Origin of the sequence: Saccharopolyspora antimicrobica (assembly GCF_003635025.1) — a bacterium.
Taxonomy (GTDB): Bacteria; Actinomycetota; Actinomycetes; order Mycobacteriales; family Pseudonocardiaceae; genus Saccharopolyspora; species Saccharopolyspora antimicrobica.
In genome coordinates, this window is record NZ_RBXX01000002.1 from 5,294,251 (window position 1) to 5,309,553 (window position 15,303).

General features: G+C 71.0%; 15 protein-coding genes. 13 read left to right on the top strand and 2 right to left on the bottom strand.

The window, feature by feature from the left end; translation table 11 throughout:
* Window positions 1-33 precede the first annotated feature (33 nt).
* Window positions 34-543 (bottom strand): NUDIX hydrolase, encoded by a 510-nt coding sequence (locus ATL45_RS25410; RefSeq protein WP_093155580.1) that lies wholly within the window; start codon window positions 541-543, stop codon window positions 34-36.
* 128 nt (window positions 544-671) lie between these two features.
* On the opposite strand from ATL45_RS25410, the gene dop reads away from it, so the two are divergent.
* From dop to pafA, 5 genes are all read left to right on the top strand, one after another.
* A complete protein-coding gene (gene dop, locus ATL45_RS25415; protein ID WP_093155582.1) occupies window positions 672-2,171 on the top strand; it encodes a depupylase/deamidase Dop in 1,500 nt (499 codons plus the stop codon).
* Window positions 2,172-2,312: 141 nt separating this feature from the next.
* Entirely contained in the window at window positions 2,313-2,504 is a 192-nt protein-coding gene (locus ATL45_RS25420; protein WP_093155583.1) for a ubiquitin-like protein Pup, read from the top strand.
* Between the two features lie 113 nt (window positions 2,505-2,617).
* Window positions 2,618-3,463, top strand: a complete 846-nt coding sequence (gene prcB, locus ATL45_RS25425) for a proteasome subunit beta (RefSeq protein ID WP_093155721.1) — start codon at window positions 2,618-2,620, stop codon at window positions 3,461-3,463.
* 51 nt (window positions 3,464-3,514) lie between these two features.
* Window positions 3,515-4,258: a proteasome subunit alpha gene (gene prcA, locus ATL45_RS25430; protein ID WP_093155585.1), complete on the top strand. Its 744-nt coding sequence runs from the start codon at window positions 3,515-3,517 to the stop codon at window positions 4,256-4,258.
* Window positions 4,259-4,665: 407 nt separating this feature from the next.
* The gene (gene pafA / locus ATL45_RS25435; RefSeq protein WP_093155586.1) at window positions 4,666-6,024 is read left to right on the top strand and encodes a Pup--protein ligase; all 1,359 of its coding nucleotides are present in this window, start codon (window positions 4,666-4,668) and stop codon (window positions 6,022-6,024) included.
* A 54-nt stretch (window positions 6,025-6,078) separates the two neighbouring features.
* On the opposite strand, the gene ATL45_RS25440 is transcribed toward pafA, so the two are convergent.
* The gene (locus ATL45_RS25440; protein WP_093155587.1) at window positions 6,079-6,774 is read right to left on the bottom strand and encodes an SDR family oxidoreductase; all 696 of its coding nucleotides are present in this window, start codon (window positions 6,772-6,774) and stop codon (window positions 6,079-6,081) included.
* Window positions 6,775-6,973: 199 nt separating this feature from the next.
* Between ATL45_RS25440 and ATL45_RS25445 the strand changes: the two genes are divergently transcribed.
* The 8 genes from ATL45_RS25445 to ATL45_RS25480 all read left to right on the top strand — a co-directional run bounded on the left by ATL45_RS25445 (window position 6,974) and on the right by ATL45_RS25480 (window position 15,295).
* Complete coding sequence (locus ATL45_RS25445) at window positions 6,974-7,966, top strand: helix-turn-helix transcriptional regulator (RefSeq protein WP_093155589.1); 993 nt, start codon at window positions 6,974-6,976, stop codon at window positions 7,964-7,966.
* Entirely contained in the window at window positions 7,963-8,934 is a 972-nt protein-coding gene (locus ATL45_RS25450; RefSeq protein ID WP_093155590.1) for a helix-turn-helix transcriptional regulator, read from the top strand. The genes ATL45_RS25445 and ATL45_RS25450 overlap by 4 nt, the downstream gene beginning before the upstream one ends.
* Before the next feature lie 18 nt (window positions 8,935-8,952).
* Window positions 8,953-9,153, top strand: a complete 201-nt coding sequence (locus tag ATL45_RS25455) for a bacteriophage holin (protein ID WP_093155592.1) — start codon at window positions 8,953-8,955, stop codon at window positions 9,151-9,153.
* 79 nt (window positions 9,154-9,232) lie between these two features.
* The gene (gene tatA / locus ATL45_RS25460; RefSeq protein ID WP_093155593.1) at window positions 9,233-9,508 is read left to right on the top strand and encodes a Sec-independent protein translocase subunit TatA; all 276 of its coding nucleotides are present in this window, start codon (window positions 9,233-9,235) and stop codon (window positions 9,506-9,508) included.
* Window positions 9,509-9,527: 19 nt separating this feature from the next.
* Complete coding sequence (tatC, locus tag ATL45_RS25465; RefSeq protein ID WP_170210347.1) at window positions 9,528-10,484, top strand: twin-arginine translocase subunit TatC; 957 nt, start codon at window positions 9,528-9,530, stop codon at window positions 10,482-10,484.
* Window positions 10,485-10,582: 98 nt separating this feature from the next.
* Window positions 10,583-11,461, top strand: a complete 879-nt coding sequence (locus ATL45_RS25470) for a diacylglycerol/lipid kinase family protein (protein WP_093155595.1) — start codon at window positions 10,583-10,585, stop codon at window positions 11,459-11,461.
* Window positions 11,462-11,646: 185 nt separating this feature from the next.
* Complete coding sequence (locus tag ATL45_RS25475) at window positions 11,647-14,427, top strand: DEAD/DEAH box helicase (protein ID WP_093155596.1); 2,781 nt, start codon at window positions 11,647-11,649, stop codon at window positions 14,425-14,427.
* Between the two features lie 295 nt (window positions 14,428-14,722).
* A complete protein-coding gene (locus tag ATL45_RS25480) occupies window positions 14,723-15,295 on the top strand; it encodes a DUF4333 domain-containing protein (RefSeq protein WP_093155598.1) in 573 nt (190 codons plus the stop codon).
* Window positions 15,296-15,303 lie beyond the last annotated feature (8 nt).

Here is a 15,303-nt window from a genome sequence, read left to right on the forward strand (position 1 = left end):
GCCGCGGAACACCGCTGTGCGCTCCCGGACTCCTCACATCCGGGCGAACCACTCCAGGGCGAACTTCCGGCCGTCCGGGACGAACGGCCACTGCGGGTCGTCCAGGCGTTCGCGGAGTTCCGGCAGGGGCATCCACCAGCCCGCGGCGACCTCCTCGGGCTGGTGCGTGATCGGGCCGTCCCAGCGGACCTCGTAGAGGAAACCGTGGTACCGCACGGTGCCCTGGTCGAAGGTGGAGCGGAACAGGAAGCGCAGCGGCGCGCCGCGCACGCCCAGCTCCTCGGCGAGCTCGCGCTCGGCGGTGGTGTCCGGGTCTTCGCCCGCCGCGACGACACCGCCCGCCGCGCAGTCGTGCAGGCCGGGGTAGACGTCCTTGGTGTCGGTCCGGCGGTGCACGTAGATGCTCTCGCCATCGGGGGAGCGGACCAGCACCGCCGACGACGCGTGCCACAGGCCTTCCGCGCGCATCCGCTGCCGGGTCGCGCTGCCCACGACACGCCCGGCCGCGTCGTACACGGCCACCAGTTCTTCGCCAGGCTTCATGACCCGATCGTCGCAGCCGTCCGGCGAGGCCCACCGGACGCACCGGCACCGGCGGTGTTTACCACGATCCGACATCCTGTGGCGCGCAGCACTCCGCACGGTCGGTGATACCCCGTACGCTGCGAGGTATGCGGCGGATCATGGGAACCGAGGTGGAGTACGGCATCGTCGTGCCGGGCGATTCCAGCGCAAACCCGGTGCTGACCTCCACGCACATCGTGCTCGCTTACGCGGCTGCGGCCGACATCCCGCGGGCCAGGCGCGCGCGCTGGGACTACGAGGTCGAATCGCCCCTGCGGGACGCCCGCGGCTTCGACCTCAGCGCCGCGGCGCAGCAGCCCAGCAACTCCGACGGCGACGACCTCGGCGCGGCCAACGTCATCCTCACCAACGGCGCGCGGCTCTACGTCGACCACGCGCACCCGGAGTACTCCGCCCCGGAGGTGACCAATCCGCGCGATGCGGTCATCTGGGACAAGGCCGGCGAACGGGTGATGGAGGAGGCGGCGATCCGGGCGGCCAGCGTGCCCGGCACCGCGCCCATCCAGCTCTACAAGAACAACGTCGACGGCAAGGGCGCCAGCTACGGCACCCACGAGAACTACCTGATGTCGCGCAGCACCCCGTTCACCGCGGTGATCGGCGGGCTGACCCCGTTCTTCGCCTCCCGCCAGGTGATCTGCGGATCGGGCCGGGTAGGCGTCGGGCAGGCGGGGGAGAAGGCCGGGTTCCAGCTCTCGCAGCGCTCCGACTACATCGAGGTCGAGGTCGGCCTGGAGACGACGCTCAAGCGCGGCATCATCAACACCCGCGACGAACCGCACGCCGACGCCGACAAGTACCGGCGGCTGCACGTGATCATCGGCGACGCCAACCTGGCGGAGACCTCGACCTACCTCAAGCTCGGCACCGCGGCGCTGGTGCTGGACATGATCGAGTCCGGTCAGCGCTTCGACGACCTGAAGCTGGTCGACCCGGTGCAGGCCGTGCACCTGATCAGCCACGACCCGACGCTGAAGCAGACCGTGGAGCTCGCCGACGGCCGCCGGTTCACCGGCCTGGACCTGCAGCGCGCCTACCACGAGCGGGCGGCGGCCTTCCTCGACGAGCACGGCGGCGAGCGGGCCGCGCGCGAGGTGCTGGACACCTGGGGCGAGGTGCTGGACCTGCTCAGCACCGACCCGATGAGCTGCGCCGACCGGCTGGACTGGCCGGCCAAGCTGCGGCTGCTGGAGAGCTACCGCAGCCGCGACAGCCTGGGCTGGGCCTCACCGCGGCTGCACATGATCGACCTGCAGTACTCCGACGTCCGGCTGGACAAGGGCCTCTACAACCGACTGGTCGCGCGCGGCTCGATGAAGCGCCTGGTCAGCGAGGAGGAGGTCCGCGACGCGGTGCTCACGCCGCCGGAGGACACCCGGGCCTACTTCCGCGGCCGCTGCCTGGAGCGCTACCCGGCGGAGGTGGCGGCGGCGTCCTGGGACTCGGTCATCTTCGACCTCGGCCGGGAATCGCTGGTGCGCATCCCGACGCTGGAACCGCTGCGCGGCACGAAGGCCCACGTCGGCGCGCTCCTGGAGGCCGCGGCCAGCGCCGAGGAGCTGGTCGACTCCCTGACCAAGGGATGACGGAGGGCCACCTCAGGCGGGGCCGGGAGATCGCAATGACCCCCGGCTGGCTGTGGGCCAACGGGTGTTCGGATGGGTAGTGTTCACAGCAGGACGTCCCCGGTGCAGGGGAGGTCCGGAGGTCGACCACCGGGAGGCGAGATGTCCCAGGAAAAGGTTCAGCGGCACGGCGGCGGCGACGGCGAGGAAGAGCAGGGGCCCGAGGCAGCCGGCCAGGAACGCCGCGAGAAGCTCGGCGAGGACGTGGACGCCATCCTGGATGAGATCGACGACGTCCTGGAGGAGAACGCCGAGGACTTCGTCCGCGCCTACGTCCAGAAGGGCGGCCAGTAAGCAGGACCGGTTTCCGGGCCGCCGCGCGCGGCCCGGTGCCGTCCGCTGCGCGCCGGATCTTGACTAGAGTGCGTACCAGTCGCAGGTCCTTCGATCGGGAGACGATGTCGCTGATGGAATCGAGCTCGACCCAGTTCCCGGGTCAGGCACTGCCCGCCGCCTACCTCACCCCGGGGTCGTCGTCGTTCACCGACTTCCTCCGGTCCACTTCGCCCGAACTGCTGCCCGGCGGCCGGAAGCTGGCGGAGGGCGCGGTGGAAGCACCGCACGGCACCACGATCGTCGCGGTGACCTTCCGCGGCGGTGTGCTGCTGGCCGGTGACCGCCGGGCCACCATGGGCAACCTGATCGCCCAGCGGGACATGGAGAAGCTGTTCGTCACCGACGCGTACTCGGCGGTCGGCATCGCCGGTACCGCGGGTGTGGCGCAGGAACTGGTCAAGCTGTACGCGGTCGAGCTGGAGCACTACGAGAAGCTGGAAGGCATCTCGCTGTCGCTGGACGGCAAGGCGAACCGGCTGGCGAACATGCTGCGCGGCAACCTCCAGGCCGCCATGCAGGGCCTCGCCGTGGTGCCGCTGTTCGCCGGTTACGACACCGATGCCGAGGATCCCGAACGCGCCGGGCGGATCGTGTCCTACGACGTGGTCGGCGGCCGCTACGACGAGGTGGCCGGTTTCCACGCGGTCGGTTCGGGTTCGCTGTTCGCGAAGTCCGCGCTGAAGAAGCGCTTCGACCCGGACGCCGACCTGGACACCGCGGTGCGCACCGCGGTCGAGGCGCTCTACGACGCCGCCGACGACGACTCGGCCACCGGTGGCCCGGACCTGTCGCGGCGCATCTTCCCGTCGGTCGTCACCATCACGGCCGCCGACGGTGCCGTGCGGCTGCCCGAGGAGCGCACCTCCGAGGTCGCCACCGCGGTCGTCAACGGCCGGTTGGAGAACCCCGGCGGCTGACACCCGCCCCGATCCGACTCGCGAGCAGATTCGAACCAGGAGTGCACAGCCGTGACGATGCCGTTCTACACCTCCCCCGAGCAGTTGATGCGGGAGCGTTCCGAGCTGGCCCGCAAGGGCATTGCGCGGGGGCGCAGCGTGGTGGTGCTCAAGTACGCCGGTGGGGTGCTGTTCGTCGCCGAGAACCCGTCTCCGACGCTGCACAAGGTCTCCGAGATCTACGACCGCATCGGCTTCGCGGCGGTGGGCCGCTACAGCGAGTTCGAGGCGCTGCGGGTGGCCGGGGTGCGCATCGCCGACGTGCGCGGGTACTCCTACGACCGGCGTGACGTCACCGGCCGCTCGCTGGCCAACACCTACGCCCAGCACCTGGGTGCCATCTTCACCGAGCAGATCAAGCCGTTCGAGGTGGAGATCTGCGTGGCGGAGGCCGGTTTCACCGCGGACACCGACCAGCTGTACCGGCTGACCTACGACGGGTCCATCGTGGACGAACCGCAGTTCGTGGTGATGGGCGGTCAGGCCGACGCGATCACCAGCGCGCTCAAGGAGTCCTTCAGCGACGGGCTGGAACTGGCCGACGCCGCCAAGGTGGCGATCGAGGCGCTGTCCTCCGGCGGGGACGGCAACCGGGAGCTGAGCGCCGACAAGCTGGAGGTCGCGGTGCTCGACCGCGCCCGGCCGAACCGCACCTTCCGGCGGATCCAGGGTGCGGCGCTGAAGGCGCTGATCCCGGAGCGGGCGTCGACTTCGGACGAGTCCGAGGGTTCCGAGGAGACCTCCGCGGGCAAGTAGCGGCGGTGGTGATTTCCCGCGAAATCGCCCTTCCGCGTGCGGGACTGACGGCGAGTTCGCGCGAGATCGCCCAACGACAGGCCCGGATAACTCCACGAGTGCGGGATGCCGGTCGGCTGACCGGTGTCCCGCACTCGTGCGTTCAGCACCGGATTCCCCGAACGGCTGCCCGCCAAGCGTTGACCGGCCGCAACGCCGCCGGAGGTCACAACATGCTGTGGTCGGAGGCCGCTTCGGACACCGCCCGTGGCGAGGTGACCGGGATGCGGCGAGGTCCAGTGCGGGCCGGCCGGCTGCCCGCGCGGCACGCCCGATGACGCGGTGCAACCGTTTTCGTCGGCAGGACGCGCCACAGGTGCCCGAACGGCGGACCGCCGCGAAGCGGTATTAGCGCCTAGTGTGGAGTCATGCAGCGGCGGATCTTCGGCATCGAAACCGAGTTCGGGGTCACCTGCACCTTCCACGGGCAGCGTCGACTGTCCCCGGACGAGGTGGCCAGATACCTGTTCCGACGGGTCGTGTCGTGGGGGCGGTCGTCCAACGTCTTCCTCCGCAACGGGGCCAGGCTCTACCTGGACGTGGGCTCCCACCCGGAGTACGCCACGGCCGAATGCGACGACCTCGTCCAGCTCGTCACGCACGACAAGTCCGGTGAGCGGATCCTGGAGGACCTGCTCATCGACGCCGAGCGGCGGCTGGCCGACGAGGGCATCGGCGGTGACATCTTCCTGTTCAAGAACAACACCGACTCCGCGGGCAACTCCTACGGCTGCCACGAGAACTACCTGGTCGGGCGCTCCGGGGAGTTCTCCCGGATCGCCGACGTGCTGCTGCCGTTCCTGGTGACCCGCCAGCTCATCTGCGGCGCGGGCAAGGTGCTGCAGACCCCGCGCGGCGCGGTGTACTGCCTGTCGCAGCGTGCCGAGCACATCTGGGAGGGCGTCTCCAGCGCGACGACCCGCTCGCGGCCGATCATCAACACCCGCGACGAGCCGCACGCCGACGCCGAGCGCTACCGCCGGCTGCACGTCATCGTCGGCGACTCCAACATGTCCGAGGTGACCACGCTGCTCAAGGTCGGCTCGGCGAACCTGGTGCTGGAGATGGTCGAGCAGGGCGTGCAGTTCCGGGACTTCAGCCTGGACAACCCGATCCGCGCGATCCGCGAGATCAGCCACGACCTGACCGGGCGGCGCACGGTCCGGCTGGCGGGCGGCCGGGAGGCCTCGGCGCTGGACATCCAGCGGGAGTACTACGGCCGGGCCGTCGACCACGTGGCGCGGCGCGGTTCGGACCCGATGACCGAGCGGATCCTGGAGCTGTGGGGCCGGGCGCTGGACGCCATCGAGCAGCAGGACTTCTCGCTGATCGACCGGGAGATCGACTGGGCGATCAAGCACCGGCTGCTGGAGCGCTACCGCGGCAAGCACGGCCTGGAGCTGTCCAGCCCGCGGATCGCCCAGCTGGACCTGGCCTACCACGACATCCGGCGCGGCCGCGGGCTGTTCGACATGCTGCAGCGCAAGGACCTGGTGGACCGGGCCACCGAGGACGGCGAGATCGAGGCGGCCAAGGACACCCCGCCGCAGAGCACCCGGGCCAAGCTGCGCGGTGACTTCATCGCCGCCGCGCAGGCCGCGGGCCGGGACTTCACGGTCGACTGGGTGCACCTCAAGCTCAACGACCAGGCCCAGCGCACGGTCCTCTGCAAGGACCCCTTCCGGGCGGTCGACGACCGCGTCGAACGCCTCATCAACTCGCTCTGACCCCGCGGTGGAGGGCATCTCCGAGCGTTCGGAGGTGCCCTCCACCGCGGAAGGTCATCGCTGTTGCCCGGTGGGGCGGATGATGAGTTCGTTGACGTCGACCGTGGGTGGTTGCTGGAGGGCGTAGAGGGCCGCGTTGGCGATGTCCTCGGCGTTGAGCTTGGGGACGTCCTGGGTGTCCTCGGTCATCTCGGTCTCGACCATGCCCGGCTGGATGAGGGTCACGCGGACTCCGGTGCCCACGCATTCCGCGCGGATGTTCTGGGCCATGCCGGTGACCGCCCACTTCGTCGCCGAGTAGAGGTTCCCCGGGCGGATGCCGCGGCCCGCGTTGGATCCGGTCAGCAGCAGGTGGCCCTCGGTGCGGGTGAGGGCGGGCAGTGCGGCGCGGGCGGTGATCGCGGCGCCGTAGACGTTGGTGAGGACCATGTCGCGCCACTGCTCGGGTTCGGCTCCGCCGTTGCCGAGGAACGAGGTGTGCAGGCTGGTGCCCGCGTTGGCGAACACCGCGTCCAGGCGCCCGAAGCGGTCCTCGGCGTGCTGGACGGCCTCGGTGAGGTTGGCGTAGTCGGTGACGTCGCAGGGCAGCGCCAGCGCGGTTTCCGGGCCGAGTTCGTCGACCAGGGCGGACAGGGCGTCGGCGGAGCGGGCGGTGAGGACCAGGCGGTAGCCGGCCGCGGCGGCGGCTCGCGCGGTCGCGGCACCGATTCCGCGAGATGCCCCGGTGATCATCAAGACGCGTTCGGACATGCGTCCAGGGTAGGCGCGGATTGATCATCGCGAACTTCTTCGCGGTCGGCCGGGCGCGGACCGTCGTGAAACTTCTTCGCGTTCATCGTGACTTCAGTGCAGGCCGAAATCAATGCCTCTTTGGTCCCGCGCGCCCCACTGGGAACAACACGCCCCGACCCAAACACATGATCGAATCCGGGCGGGCTAGAGTTCTGCAGTGGCCACTGTGCGTGCTGAACGCTTGGTGAACCTGGTGCTGTGTCTGCTGTCGACCCGCCAGTACCTCACCGCGGATCGGATCCGGGCGATCGTGCCGGGCTACTCCGGCGCGCCCACTGACGAGGCCTTCTTCCGGACCTTCGAACGGGACAAGGCGGAACTGCGGGATCTGGGCATCCCGCTGGAGACCGGCCGGAACTCGGCCTTCGACGCCACCGACGGTTACCGGATCGCGCGTCGCGACTATGAACTCGGCGACATCGACCTGGAGCCCGACGAGGCCGCCGCCGTGGCGCTGGCCGTGCGGCTGTGGGACGCCCCGGAGCTCACCGCGGCGGCCCGCGGCGCGCTGCTGAAGCTGCGCGCGGCCGGCGTGGACGTCGACGAGCACGCTTCGGCGGCCGTCGAGCCCAAGGTGCGCACCACCGAGCCCGCGTTCGCGCCGCTGCTGGCGGCGGTGCAGAGCGGCCGGGTGGTGGAGTTCGACTACCGGCGTCCGAGCAGCCCCGACGTGCACCGGCGGACCATCGAGCCGTGGGGCGTGGTGTCCTGGCGCGGGCGCTGGTACGTCGTCGGGCACGACCGCGACCGGCAGGCGCCGCGGTGCTTCCGGCTGTCCCGCATCCAGGACAAGGTGAAGACGACCGGGCGGGCCGGGCAGGTCCAGCGCCCACCGGACATCGACCTGCTGAGCTTCGTCGCGGGCGAGCACCGCCACGCCCAGCCCAGCACGCTCGCCCGCGTGTGGATCGCGGACGGGCGGGCCCAGGGCGCGCGGCGCCGGGCGAAGGTCGTGGACCGGATGCAGCTCGGCGACGACTGGGGCGACGTGGTCGAGCTCGACCTGAACTACCCGGAATCGGCGGCGGGCTGGCTCGCCGGGTACGGGGCCGACGTGCTGGTGCTGGAGCCGGACACGCTGCGCAAGACGATCCACGAGATCCACCTGGACGTGGTGGACCAGGGCAAGCCGGGGGAGGGGACGCGGTGACGAGCGCGACCGAGCGGTTGCCGCGCCTGCTGGCGCTGGTGCCGTACCTGCTGAGCCGGCCGGGCATCCCGGTCGCCGACGCCGCGGGCGACTTCGGCGTCACCGAGCAGCAGCTGCGCAAGGACCTGGAGCTGCTGTGGATGTGCGGGCTGCCCGGCTACGGGCCCGGTGACCTGATCGACCTCTCCTTCGAGAGCGACACCATCACCGTCACCTACGACGCGGGCATGCGGCGACCGCTGCGGCTGACCGCCTCGGAGGCCACCGCGCTGCTGGTCGCCCTGCGGGCGCTGGCCGAGACGCCGGGCATCACCGACACCGACGCGGTCCAGCGGACCCTGGCGAAGGTGGAGAACGCCGTCGGGCAGGCCCGCCCGGCCGGCGTGGTCGTCGGGCTGGAAGGCCGCGGGGGCGCGGTGCAGCCCGGCGTGCGCGCAGCGGTGCAGGAGGCCACGACGCTGCGCCGGGCGCTGTGGATCCGCTACTACACGCCCTCGCGCGACGAGATCAGCGAGCGGACCGTCGACCCGATGCGGCTGCTGCTCATCGACGGGCGCAGCTACCTGGAGGCCTGGTGCCGCAGCGCGCAGGGCGTGCGGATGTTCCGGCTGGACCGGATCGACGAGGTCGCGGTGCTGGGCGAAGCGGCGCAGCCGCCCTCGGAGGCCGAGCCCACCGACGTGTCGGAGGGGCTGTTCCGGCCCGCGCCCGACCAGTCGGTGGCCGAGCTGGAGCTGGAGCCGGACGCGCGCTGGGTCGCCGAGTACTACCAGGTGGACGAGGTCGTCGAGCTGCCGCACGGGCGGGCCCGGGTGCGGATGCGCTACTCCGACCGGAGCTGGATGAGCAGGCTGCTGCTCGGCCTGGGCGGGCAGGCCCGGGTGCTCAGCCCCGACGACCTGGCTTGTGACGTGCGTCAACGCGCGGAAGACGCGTTGGCACGGGCACGTCACCTTCCGTCCATCTGAGCCCGATACGGTGACCGGGTGCCGTACGTGTGGAGTCTTGTGCTGCTGGGAGCGGGTCTGGTCCTGCTCGTGCTGCTGCTGGTCCGGGTCCTCCGGGAGGTTTCCCGGTTCAAGTCCGTCCAGCGGCAGGTCGCCCACGACCTCGCGGACCGCAGCGGCCTGGTGAAGGCGCGCGTGGCCGGGCTCAAGGTGGCGTTCGCCGAACGTCGCCGCGGGTGACGCTCAACGGCCCTATTTGTCCAGCCCTGCCGCGCGTACGATGTCGCCCAGCAGGGACATCACGAAAGGTTGTGTTCGGATGGGTTTGCCAGGTGGCTGGGAGCTGATCCTCATCGTCTTGGTTCTGGTGCTGCTGTTCGGCGCCACCAAGCTCCCGCAGATGGCCCGCTCGCTCGGCCAGTCCGCGCGCGTGTTCAAGGCAGAAGCCCGCGGCATGAAGGCCGACGAGGAAGCCGCGAAGAAGGCTGAGGAGGAGAAGCCGAAGCCGGAGCTGACCGCCGGTGAGACCAGTGCGCCTCCGGTGACGTCGCCGTCCCCGGCCGACGAGAAGCAGCGCAACGACTCCAAGAACTGAGTGAGGACGGGACAACACGGTGGGTAATCCACTGCGTCGCCTGAACCCGTTCCGCAAGGAGCGCCGCCGGTGGGGCCGCAGGCACAACCCGGACGGCACCATGACGCTCGTGGATCACCTCTACGAGCTGCGGTACCGGTTGGGCGTGGCCATCGCGGCGGTGATCATCGGCGCGATCTTCGGGATCTGGTGGTTCTCCAACTCGGCCTTCGGGTTGCCCACGCTCAGCGACTTCCTGCTGGAGCCGTACTGCCAGCTGCCCGAGACGCAGCGGTTGTCCCCCAACGGGCACTGCCAGCTGCTGCAGACCGAGCCGTTCGAGATCTTCATGCTGACCCTCAAGGTCGGCGTGGCGGTCGGTGCGGTGCTGTTCAGCCCGGTGTGGCTGTACCAGCTGTGGGCGTTCATCACGCCCGGTCTGTACGCCAAGGAGCGCAAGTTCGCCCGGCTGTTCGTCAGCTGCGCGACGGTGCTGTTCCTGGCCGGTGCGGTGCTGGCGTACTACATCCTGCCGGTGGCGCTGGCGTTCATGTCCGGGTTCGGCGGGGACGCGTTCTTCACCGCGCTCACCGGTGGCAAGTACATCAGCTTCATGCTGCTGCTGCTGGTGATCTTCGGTGTCAGCTTCGAGCTGCCGCTGATCCTGGTGATGCTCAACCTCGCCGGCATCGTCAGCTACGAGAAGCTCAAGAGCTGGTGGCGGGGCATCGTGTTCGCGCTGTTCGTGTTCGCCGCGATCGCGACACCCGGCCAGGACCCGTTCTCGATGCTCGCGCTGGCCGCGGCGCTGTCCGTGCTGTTCATCATCGCGATGGGCATCTGCCGGGCCAACGACAAGCGCAAGGCCAAGAAGCTCGCGGCCCAGGGGCTCGACGCGGTCGGGCTGGACGAGGCCTCCGAGATCGACTTCCGGGGTTCCGAACTCGACCTGCAGGCGTCGCAGGCGCCCCGGCGGGACCACGACGACGTCACGTGATGTGCCGTGAGCGGCGCTGGTGCGGGCCACCGGCGCCGCTCACGAGTTGGACACGGCCACTGGCCAAGGCGGTGCCGCGTGGGTGAGGATCTTGCCTCGTGCGCTGTGTCCTGTTGATCAACCCCGCGGCCGGTGGTCGGCTCTCGGCGAAGGTGGTCGGCGAAATCGTCGGCCACCTCCGCGCTGTCTGCGACGTCCGGACGGTGATCGCCACCGATGCCGGTGGTGCCGCCGAAGCCGCGAAGCGCGCGGTGTCCGACGGTGCCGACGTGCTCGCCGTGGTCGGCGGTGACGGCATCGCGCACCTGGCGGTGCAGGCGTGCGCGGAGTCCGGCACCGCCCTCGCCCTGATCCCGGCCGGTACCGGCAACGACCTCGCGCGCGGGCTCGGCGTGCCGCTCGACGCCGTCGCCGCGGCCCGCGCCGTCGCCCGGGCGCTGCAGGCGGGGGACAAGCGGAGCATCGACCTCGGCAAGGCCGCGGGTGCGGGCTGGTTCGCGACCGTGCTCTGCGCCGGTTTCGACTCGCGGGTCAACGCGCGGGCGAACCGGATGCGCTGGCCCCGCGGGCAGCGGCGCTACGACCTGGCGGTGGTCCGGGAGCTGCTGGGCCTGCACGCGATGCCGCTGCGGGTGGAGACCGAGTCCGGTGTCATCGAGCAGGCCGCGACGCTGGTCGCGGTGGGCAACTCCGCCTGCTACGGCGGTGGCATCCCGGTCTGCCCGGGCGCCGACCCGGCGGACGGGCTGCTCGACGTGACGGTGGTCGGCGCGGTGTCGCGGCGCGACTTCATCGGGATCCTGCCGACGCTGCGCTCCGGCGGGCACGTGGAGCACCCGGCGGTGACCACGCTGCGGGCCCGGCGGATCCGGCTGGGCGGCGACAACGGCTGGCTGGCCTACGCCGACGGCGAACCCCAGGCCCGGTTGCCGCTGACCATCCGCTGCGCGCCGGGCGCACTGCAGGTCGTGGGCTGAGGCGAACGGAAGGTCGCGGGCTGACGTCTCGCCCGCTCAGGGGCCGTGAGCGTTTTGAGAGGCTAGGGCACCACAAACCACTCACGGGTCCTCACCTGCGGAAATGGCCGGATTGTGACGAGGTGCGCACCGCCGGTGCGGGCTCGGTCGAGACGGTCGTCGGTGGGATGTGAAAACCTTGGGAGGTGGCTGCTAGCCGTTCCAACCCCACCGAGCTGTCCCCGGCCGAGTCCTTCGCCAAGCACACCCGCCGCGGTGTGCACCCGAAGCTGACCGATTTCGCGGGGCAGCTGTCCTTCGAGCTCGACCCCTTCCAGCGCACCTCGTGCCAGGCACTGGAGGCCGGTCACGGCGTGCTGGTGTGCGCGCCGACCGGCGCGGGCAAGACCGTGGTCGGCGAGTTCGCCGTGCACCTGGCGTTGCAGGAGGGCCGCAAGTGCTTCTACACCACGCCGATCAAGGCGCTGTCGAACCAGAAGTACGCCGACCTGTGCGAGCGGCACGGTAGCGACGCGGTCGGGTTGCTGACCGGCGACACCTCGATCAACGGCGACGCCCAGGTGGTCGTGATGACCACCGAGGTGCTGCGCAACATGCTCTACGCCGGCTCCAGCAGCCTGGCGCAGCTCGGCTACGTGGTGATGGACGAGGTGCACTACCTCGCCGACCGGTTCCGGGGCGCGGTGTGGGAGGAGGTGATCCTGCACCTGCCGGACCACGTGCAGGTCGCGAGCCTGTCCGCGACGGTGAGCAACGCCGAGGAGTTCGGCGAGTGGCTGCAGGAGGTGCGCGGCGACACCACCGTGGTCGTCGACGAGCACCGGCCGGTGCCGCTGTGGCAGCACATGCTGGTCGGGCCGCGGATGTTCGACCTGTTCGGCGGCGAGAGCGCCGACCGCGAGCTGCAGATGAACCCGAGCCTGCTGCGCCACACCCAGCAGCTGGCCCGCGTGCACCTGCCCTACGGCGGCCGCCGCAACGGGCCCAACAACGGCAAGCGCAAGGGCCCGCGTCCGCCCCGGTTCTTCCCGCCGTCGCGGGTGGAGGTGCTGACCGGTCTGGACGCCGCCGGGTTGCTGCCCGCGATCGTGTTCATCTTCAGCCGCAACGGCTGCGACCAGGCCGTCTCCCAGTGCGTGCGCGCCGGGCTGCGGCTGACCAGCGAGTCCGAGGTGGCCGAGATCCGCGAGGTGATCGACGAGCACACCGCGAACCTGCCGGAGAGCGACCTGTCGGTCCTGGGCTTCTGGGAATGGCGGGAGGCGCTGGAGCGCGGGCTGGCCGCGCACCACGCCGGGTTGCTGCCCGCGTTCAAGGAGACCGTCGAGGAGCTGTTCGTGCGCGGCCTGGTCAAGGCCGTGTTCGCCACCGAGACGCTCGCGCTGGGCATCAACATGCCCGCCCGCACGGTGGTGCTGGAGCGGCTGGTGAAGTTCAACGGCGAGTCGCACGTGGACCTCAGCCCCGGCGAGTACACGCAGCTCACCGGCCGGGCGGGGCGGCGCGGCATCGACGTCGAGGGCCACGCGGTGGTCGTCTGGCAGCCCGGCGTCGACCCGAAGCAGGTGGCCGGTCTGGCCTCCACCCGCACCTACCCGCTGCGCTCCTCGTTCCGGCCCGGCTACAACATGGCCGTCAACCTGGTGCAGCGCGTCGGCCAGGACGCCGCGCGGGATCTGCTGGAGCAGTCCTTCGCGCAGTTCCAGGCCGACCGCTCGGTGGTGGGCCTGTCGCGGCGGGTGGACCGCAACAGCGAGGCGCTGAGCGGCTACTCCGAGGCGATGCACTGCCACCTGGGCGACTTCGACGAGTACTTCCAGCTGCGCCGCCGGATCTCGGAGCGGGAGAAGCTGCTGGCCCGGCAGAACCGGCAGTCGCGGCGGGCGGAGGCGGCGAAGTCGCTGGAGAAGCTGCGCAAGGGCGATGTGATCTCGGTGCCCGCCGGCCGCCGCTCGGGCCTGGCGGTGGTCATCGACCCGGGGCTGGAGCCGATGGGCGAGCCGCGGCCGCTGGTGGTCACCGAGGACCGGTGGTCGGGGCGGTTGTCGGTCGCCGACTTCACCTCCCCGGTGGAGCCGCTGGGCAAGCTCAAGCTGCCCAAGCACGTCGACACCCGGTCGCCGAAGTCCCGGCGCGACCTGGCGTCGTCGCTGCGCAACACCGGGCTGGAGTCGTCCGGCGGACGCGGCAGGCGGCGCTCGGACGCCACCGACGACGCGGAGCTGGCGACGCTGCGGCGCGCGCTGAAGGCGCACCCGTGCCACGGCTGCGACGAGCGGGAGAGCCACGCGCGCTGGGCGGAGCGCTACGAGCGGCTGCGCAGCGAGAACGAGAACCTGCGCCGCAAGGTCGCGGCCACCACGCACTCGCTGGCCCGGGCCTTCGACCGGATCGTCGCGCTGCTGACCGAACGCGGCTACCTGCCCGCCGAGCCGGGCGAGGACGACAAGGTCACGCGGCACGGGCGGCGGCTGTCCCGGCTCTACAGCGAGTCCGACCTGCTGGCGGCGGAGTGCCTGCGGGTCGGCACCTGGAGCGGGCTCGGCCCGCCGGAGCTGGCCGCGGTGGTCTCCTCGCTGGTGTACGAGTCGCGGCGGGAGGGCCTGGCGCCGCAGGTGCCTGCCGGGGCGGTCACCGATGCGCTGGAGGCGACCTGGCAGCTCTGGGCGGAGCTGGAGGACGACGAGCGCAGGCACAAGCTGAACCGCACCCGCGAGCCCGATGCGGGTTTCGCCTGGCCGGTGTTCCGCTGGGCGCGCGGTGAGTCGCTGGAGAAGGTGCTCACCGCGGCGGAGTCCAGCGGGCACGAGCTGTCGGCGGGCGACTTCGTGCGGTGGTGCCGCCAGGTGATCGACCTGCTGGACCAGATCCGCGAGGTGGTCGGGGTGTCCGACCCGGTGGGCGCGGCGGCGGCGAAGGCGGTCACCGCGATCCGCCGCGGCGTGGTGGCGGCGGGGGCGGTCTGACGGTCCCGCCTCTCCGCGTTTTTCAGTGGTGGTTGCGTCCAGGAGCGATCTTGCGTTTTCGGGGTTTCTTGCGGCTGGGTTGCGTCACGGTCCCCTGGGGTGCGGTTGCGCAGGACTCCGGTTGACACGGGGGTGTCCTGCATCAGGAGGGGCATCCGCCGTGTCTGCTGCGGCTCCCGCAGGGGACGTCGGTTGAGTTCGGGGTGAGCGACGACCGCCCGGCCGATTCGGACGGCCGGGCGGTTGTGGTTGGATCTCTTCGCGATGCCGTGTGCAACATCGTCCGGAGGTGCAGATGTCGTCCCCCTACGGCCCGCCGCCAGGGGGTTATCCCCACTGGGGGCAGCAGCCCCCGAACACCGGGATGCCGCCGGGCGGGCCGGGTTACCCGCAGCAGGGCGGGTTCGCGCCGCAGCCACCACCGCCGCCGCAGCCACCACCGCCGCCGCCGCAGTACGGCTACGGCCAGCAGTACCAGCAGCCGCAGTCGTACCAGCGGCCCGCGGGGCAGTTCCCGCCTCAGGGCGGTTTCGGCCCGCCGCCGCGGAAGAAGCGCTCGGTGCTGCCGTGGGTGCTCAGCGGTGTCGGCGTGCTCCTGGTCGCCGTGGTGCTGGTGCTGGGGTTGATCGTGCCCGGGTGGTTCGTGCGTTCGGTGTTCGACGCGAGCAGCGTGGAGAAGGGCGTTGAGCAGACGCTGAAGGGCTCCTACGGGCTGGCCGGGGTCGGTTCGGTGAGCTGCCCGGGAGGGCAGGCGGTGCAGACCGGCAACCGGTTCGACTGCAAGGTGCGGATCGGCGCGGAGGACAAGACCGTCACCGTCACGGTGAAGACGAGCAAGGGCGTCTACGAGGTCGGCCACCCCAAGTGAGGTTCGCC

Excerpts from the sequence above, each read along its gene's own strand:
- ATL45_RS25410 (WP_093155580.1), bottom strand. The coding sequence starts at position 543 with ATGAAGCCTGGCGAAGAACTGGTGGCCGTGTACGACGCGGCCGGGCGT.
- dop (WP_093155582.1), top strand. The coding sequence starts at position 672 with ATGCGGCGGATCATGGGAACCGAGGTGGAGTACGGCATCGTCGTGCCG.
- ATL45_RS25420 (WP_093155583.1), top strand. The coding sequence starts at position 2,313 with ATGTCCCAGGAAAAGGTTCAGCGGCACGGCGGCGGCGACGGCGAGGAA.
- prcB (WP_093155721.1), top strand. The coding sequence starts at position 2,618 with ATGGAATCGAGCTCGACCCAGTTCCCGGGTCAGGCACTGCCCGCCGCC.
- pafA (WP_093155586.1), top strand. The coding sequence starts at position 4,666 with ATGCAGCGGCGGATCTTCGGCATCGAAACCGAGTTCGGGGTCACCTGC.
- ATL45_RS25440 (WP_093155587.1), bottom strand. The coding sequence starts at position 6,774 with ATGTCCGAACGCGTCTTGATGATCACCGGGGCATCTCGCGGAATCGGT.
- tatA (WP_093155593.1), top strand. The coding sequence starts at position 9,233 with ATGGGTTTGCCAGGTGGCTGGGAGCTGATCCTCATCGTCTTGGTTCTG.
- ATL45_RS25480 (WP_093155598.1), top strand. The coding sequence starts at position 14,723 with ATGTCGTCCCCCTACGGCCCGCCGCCAGGGGGTTATCCCCACTGGGGG.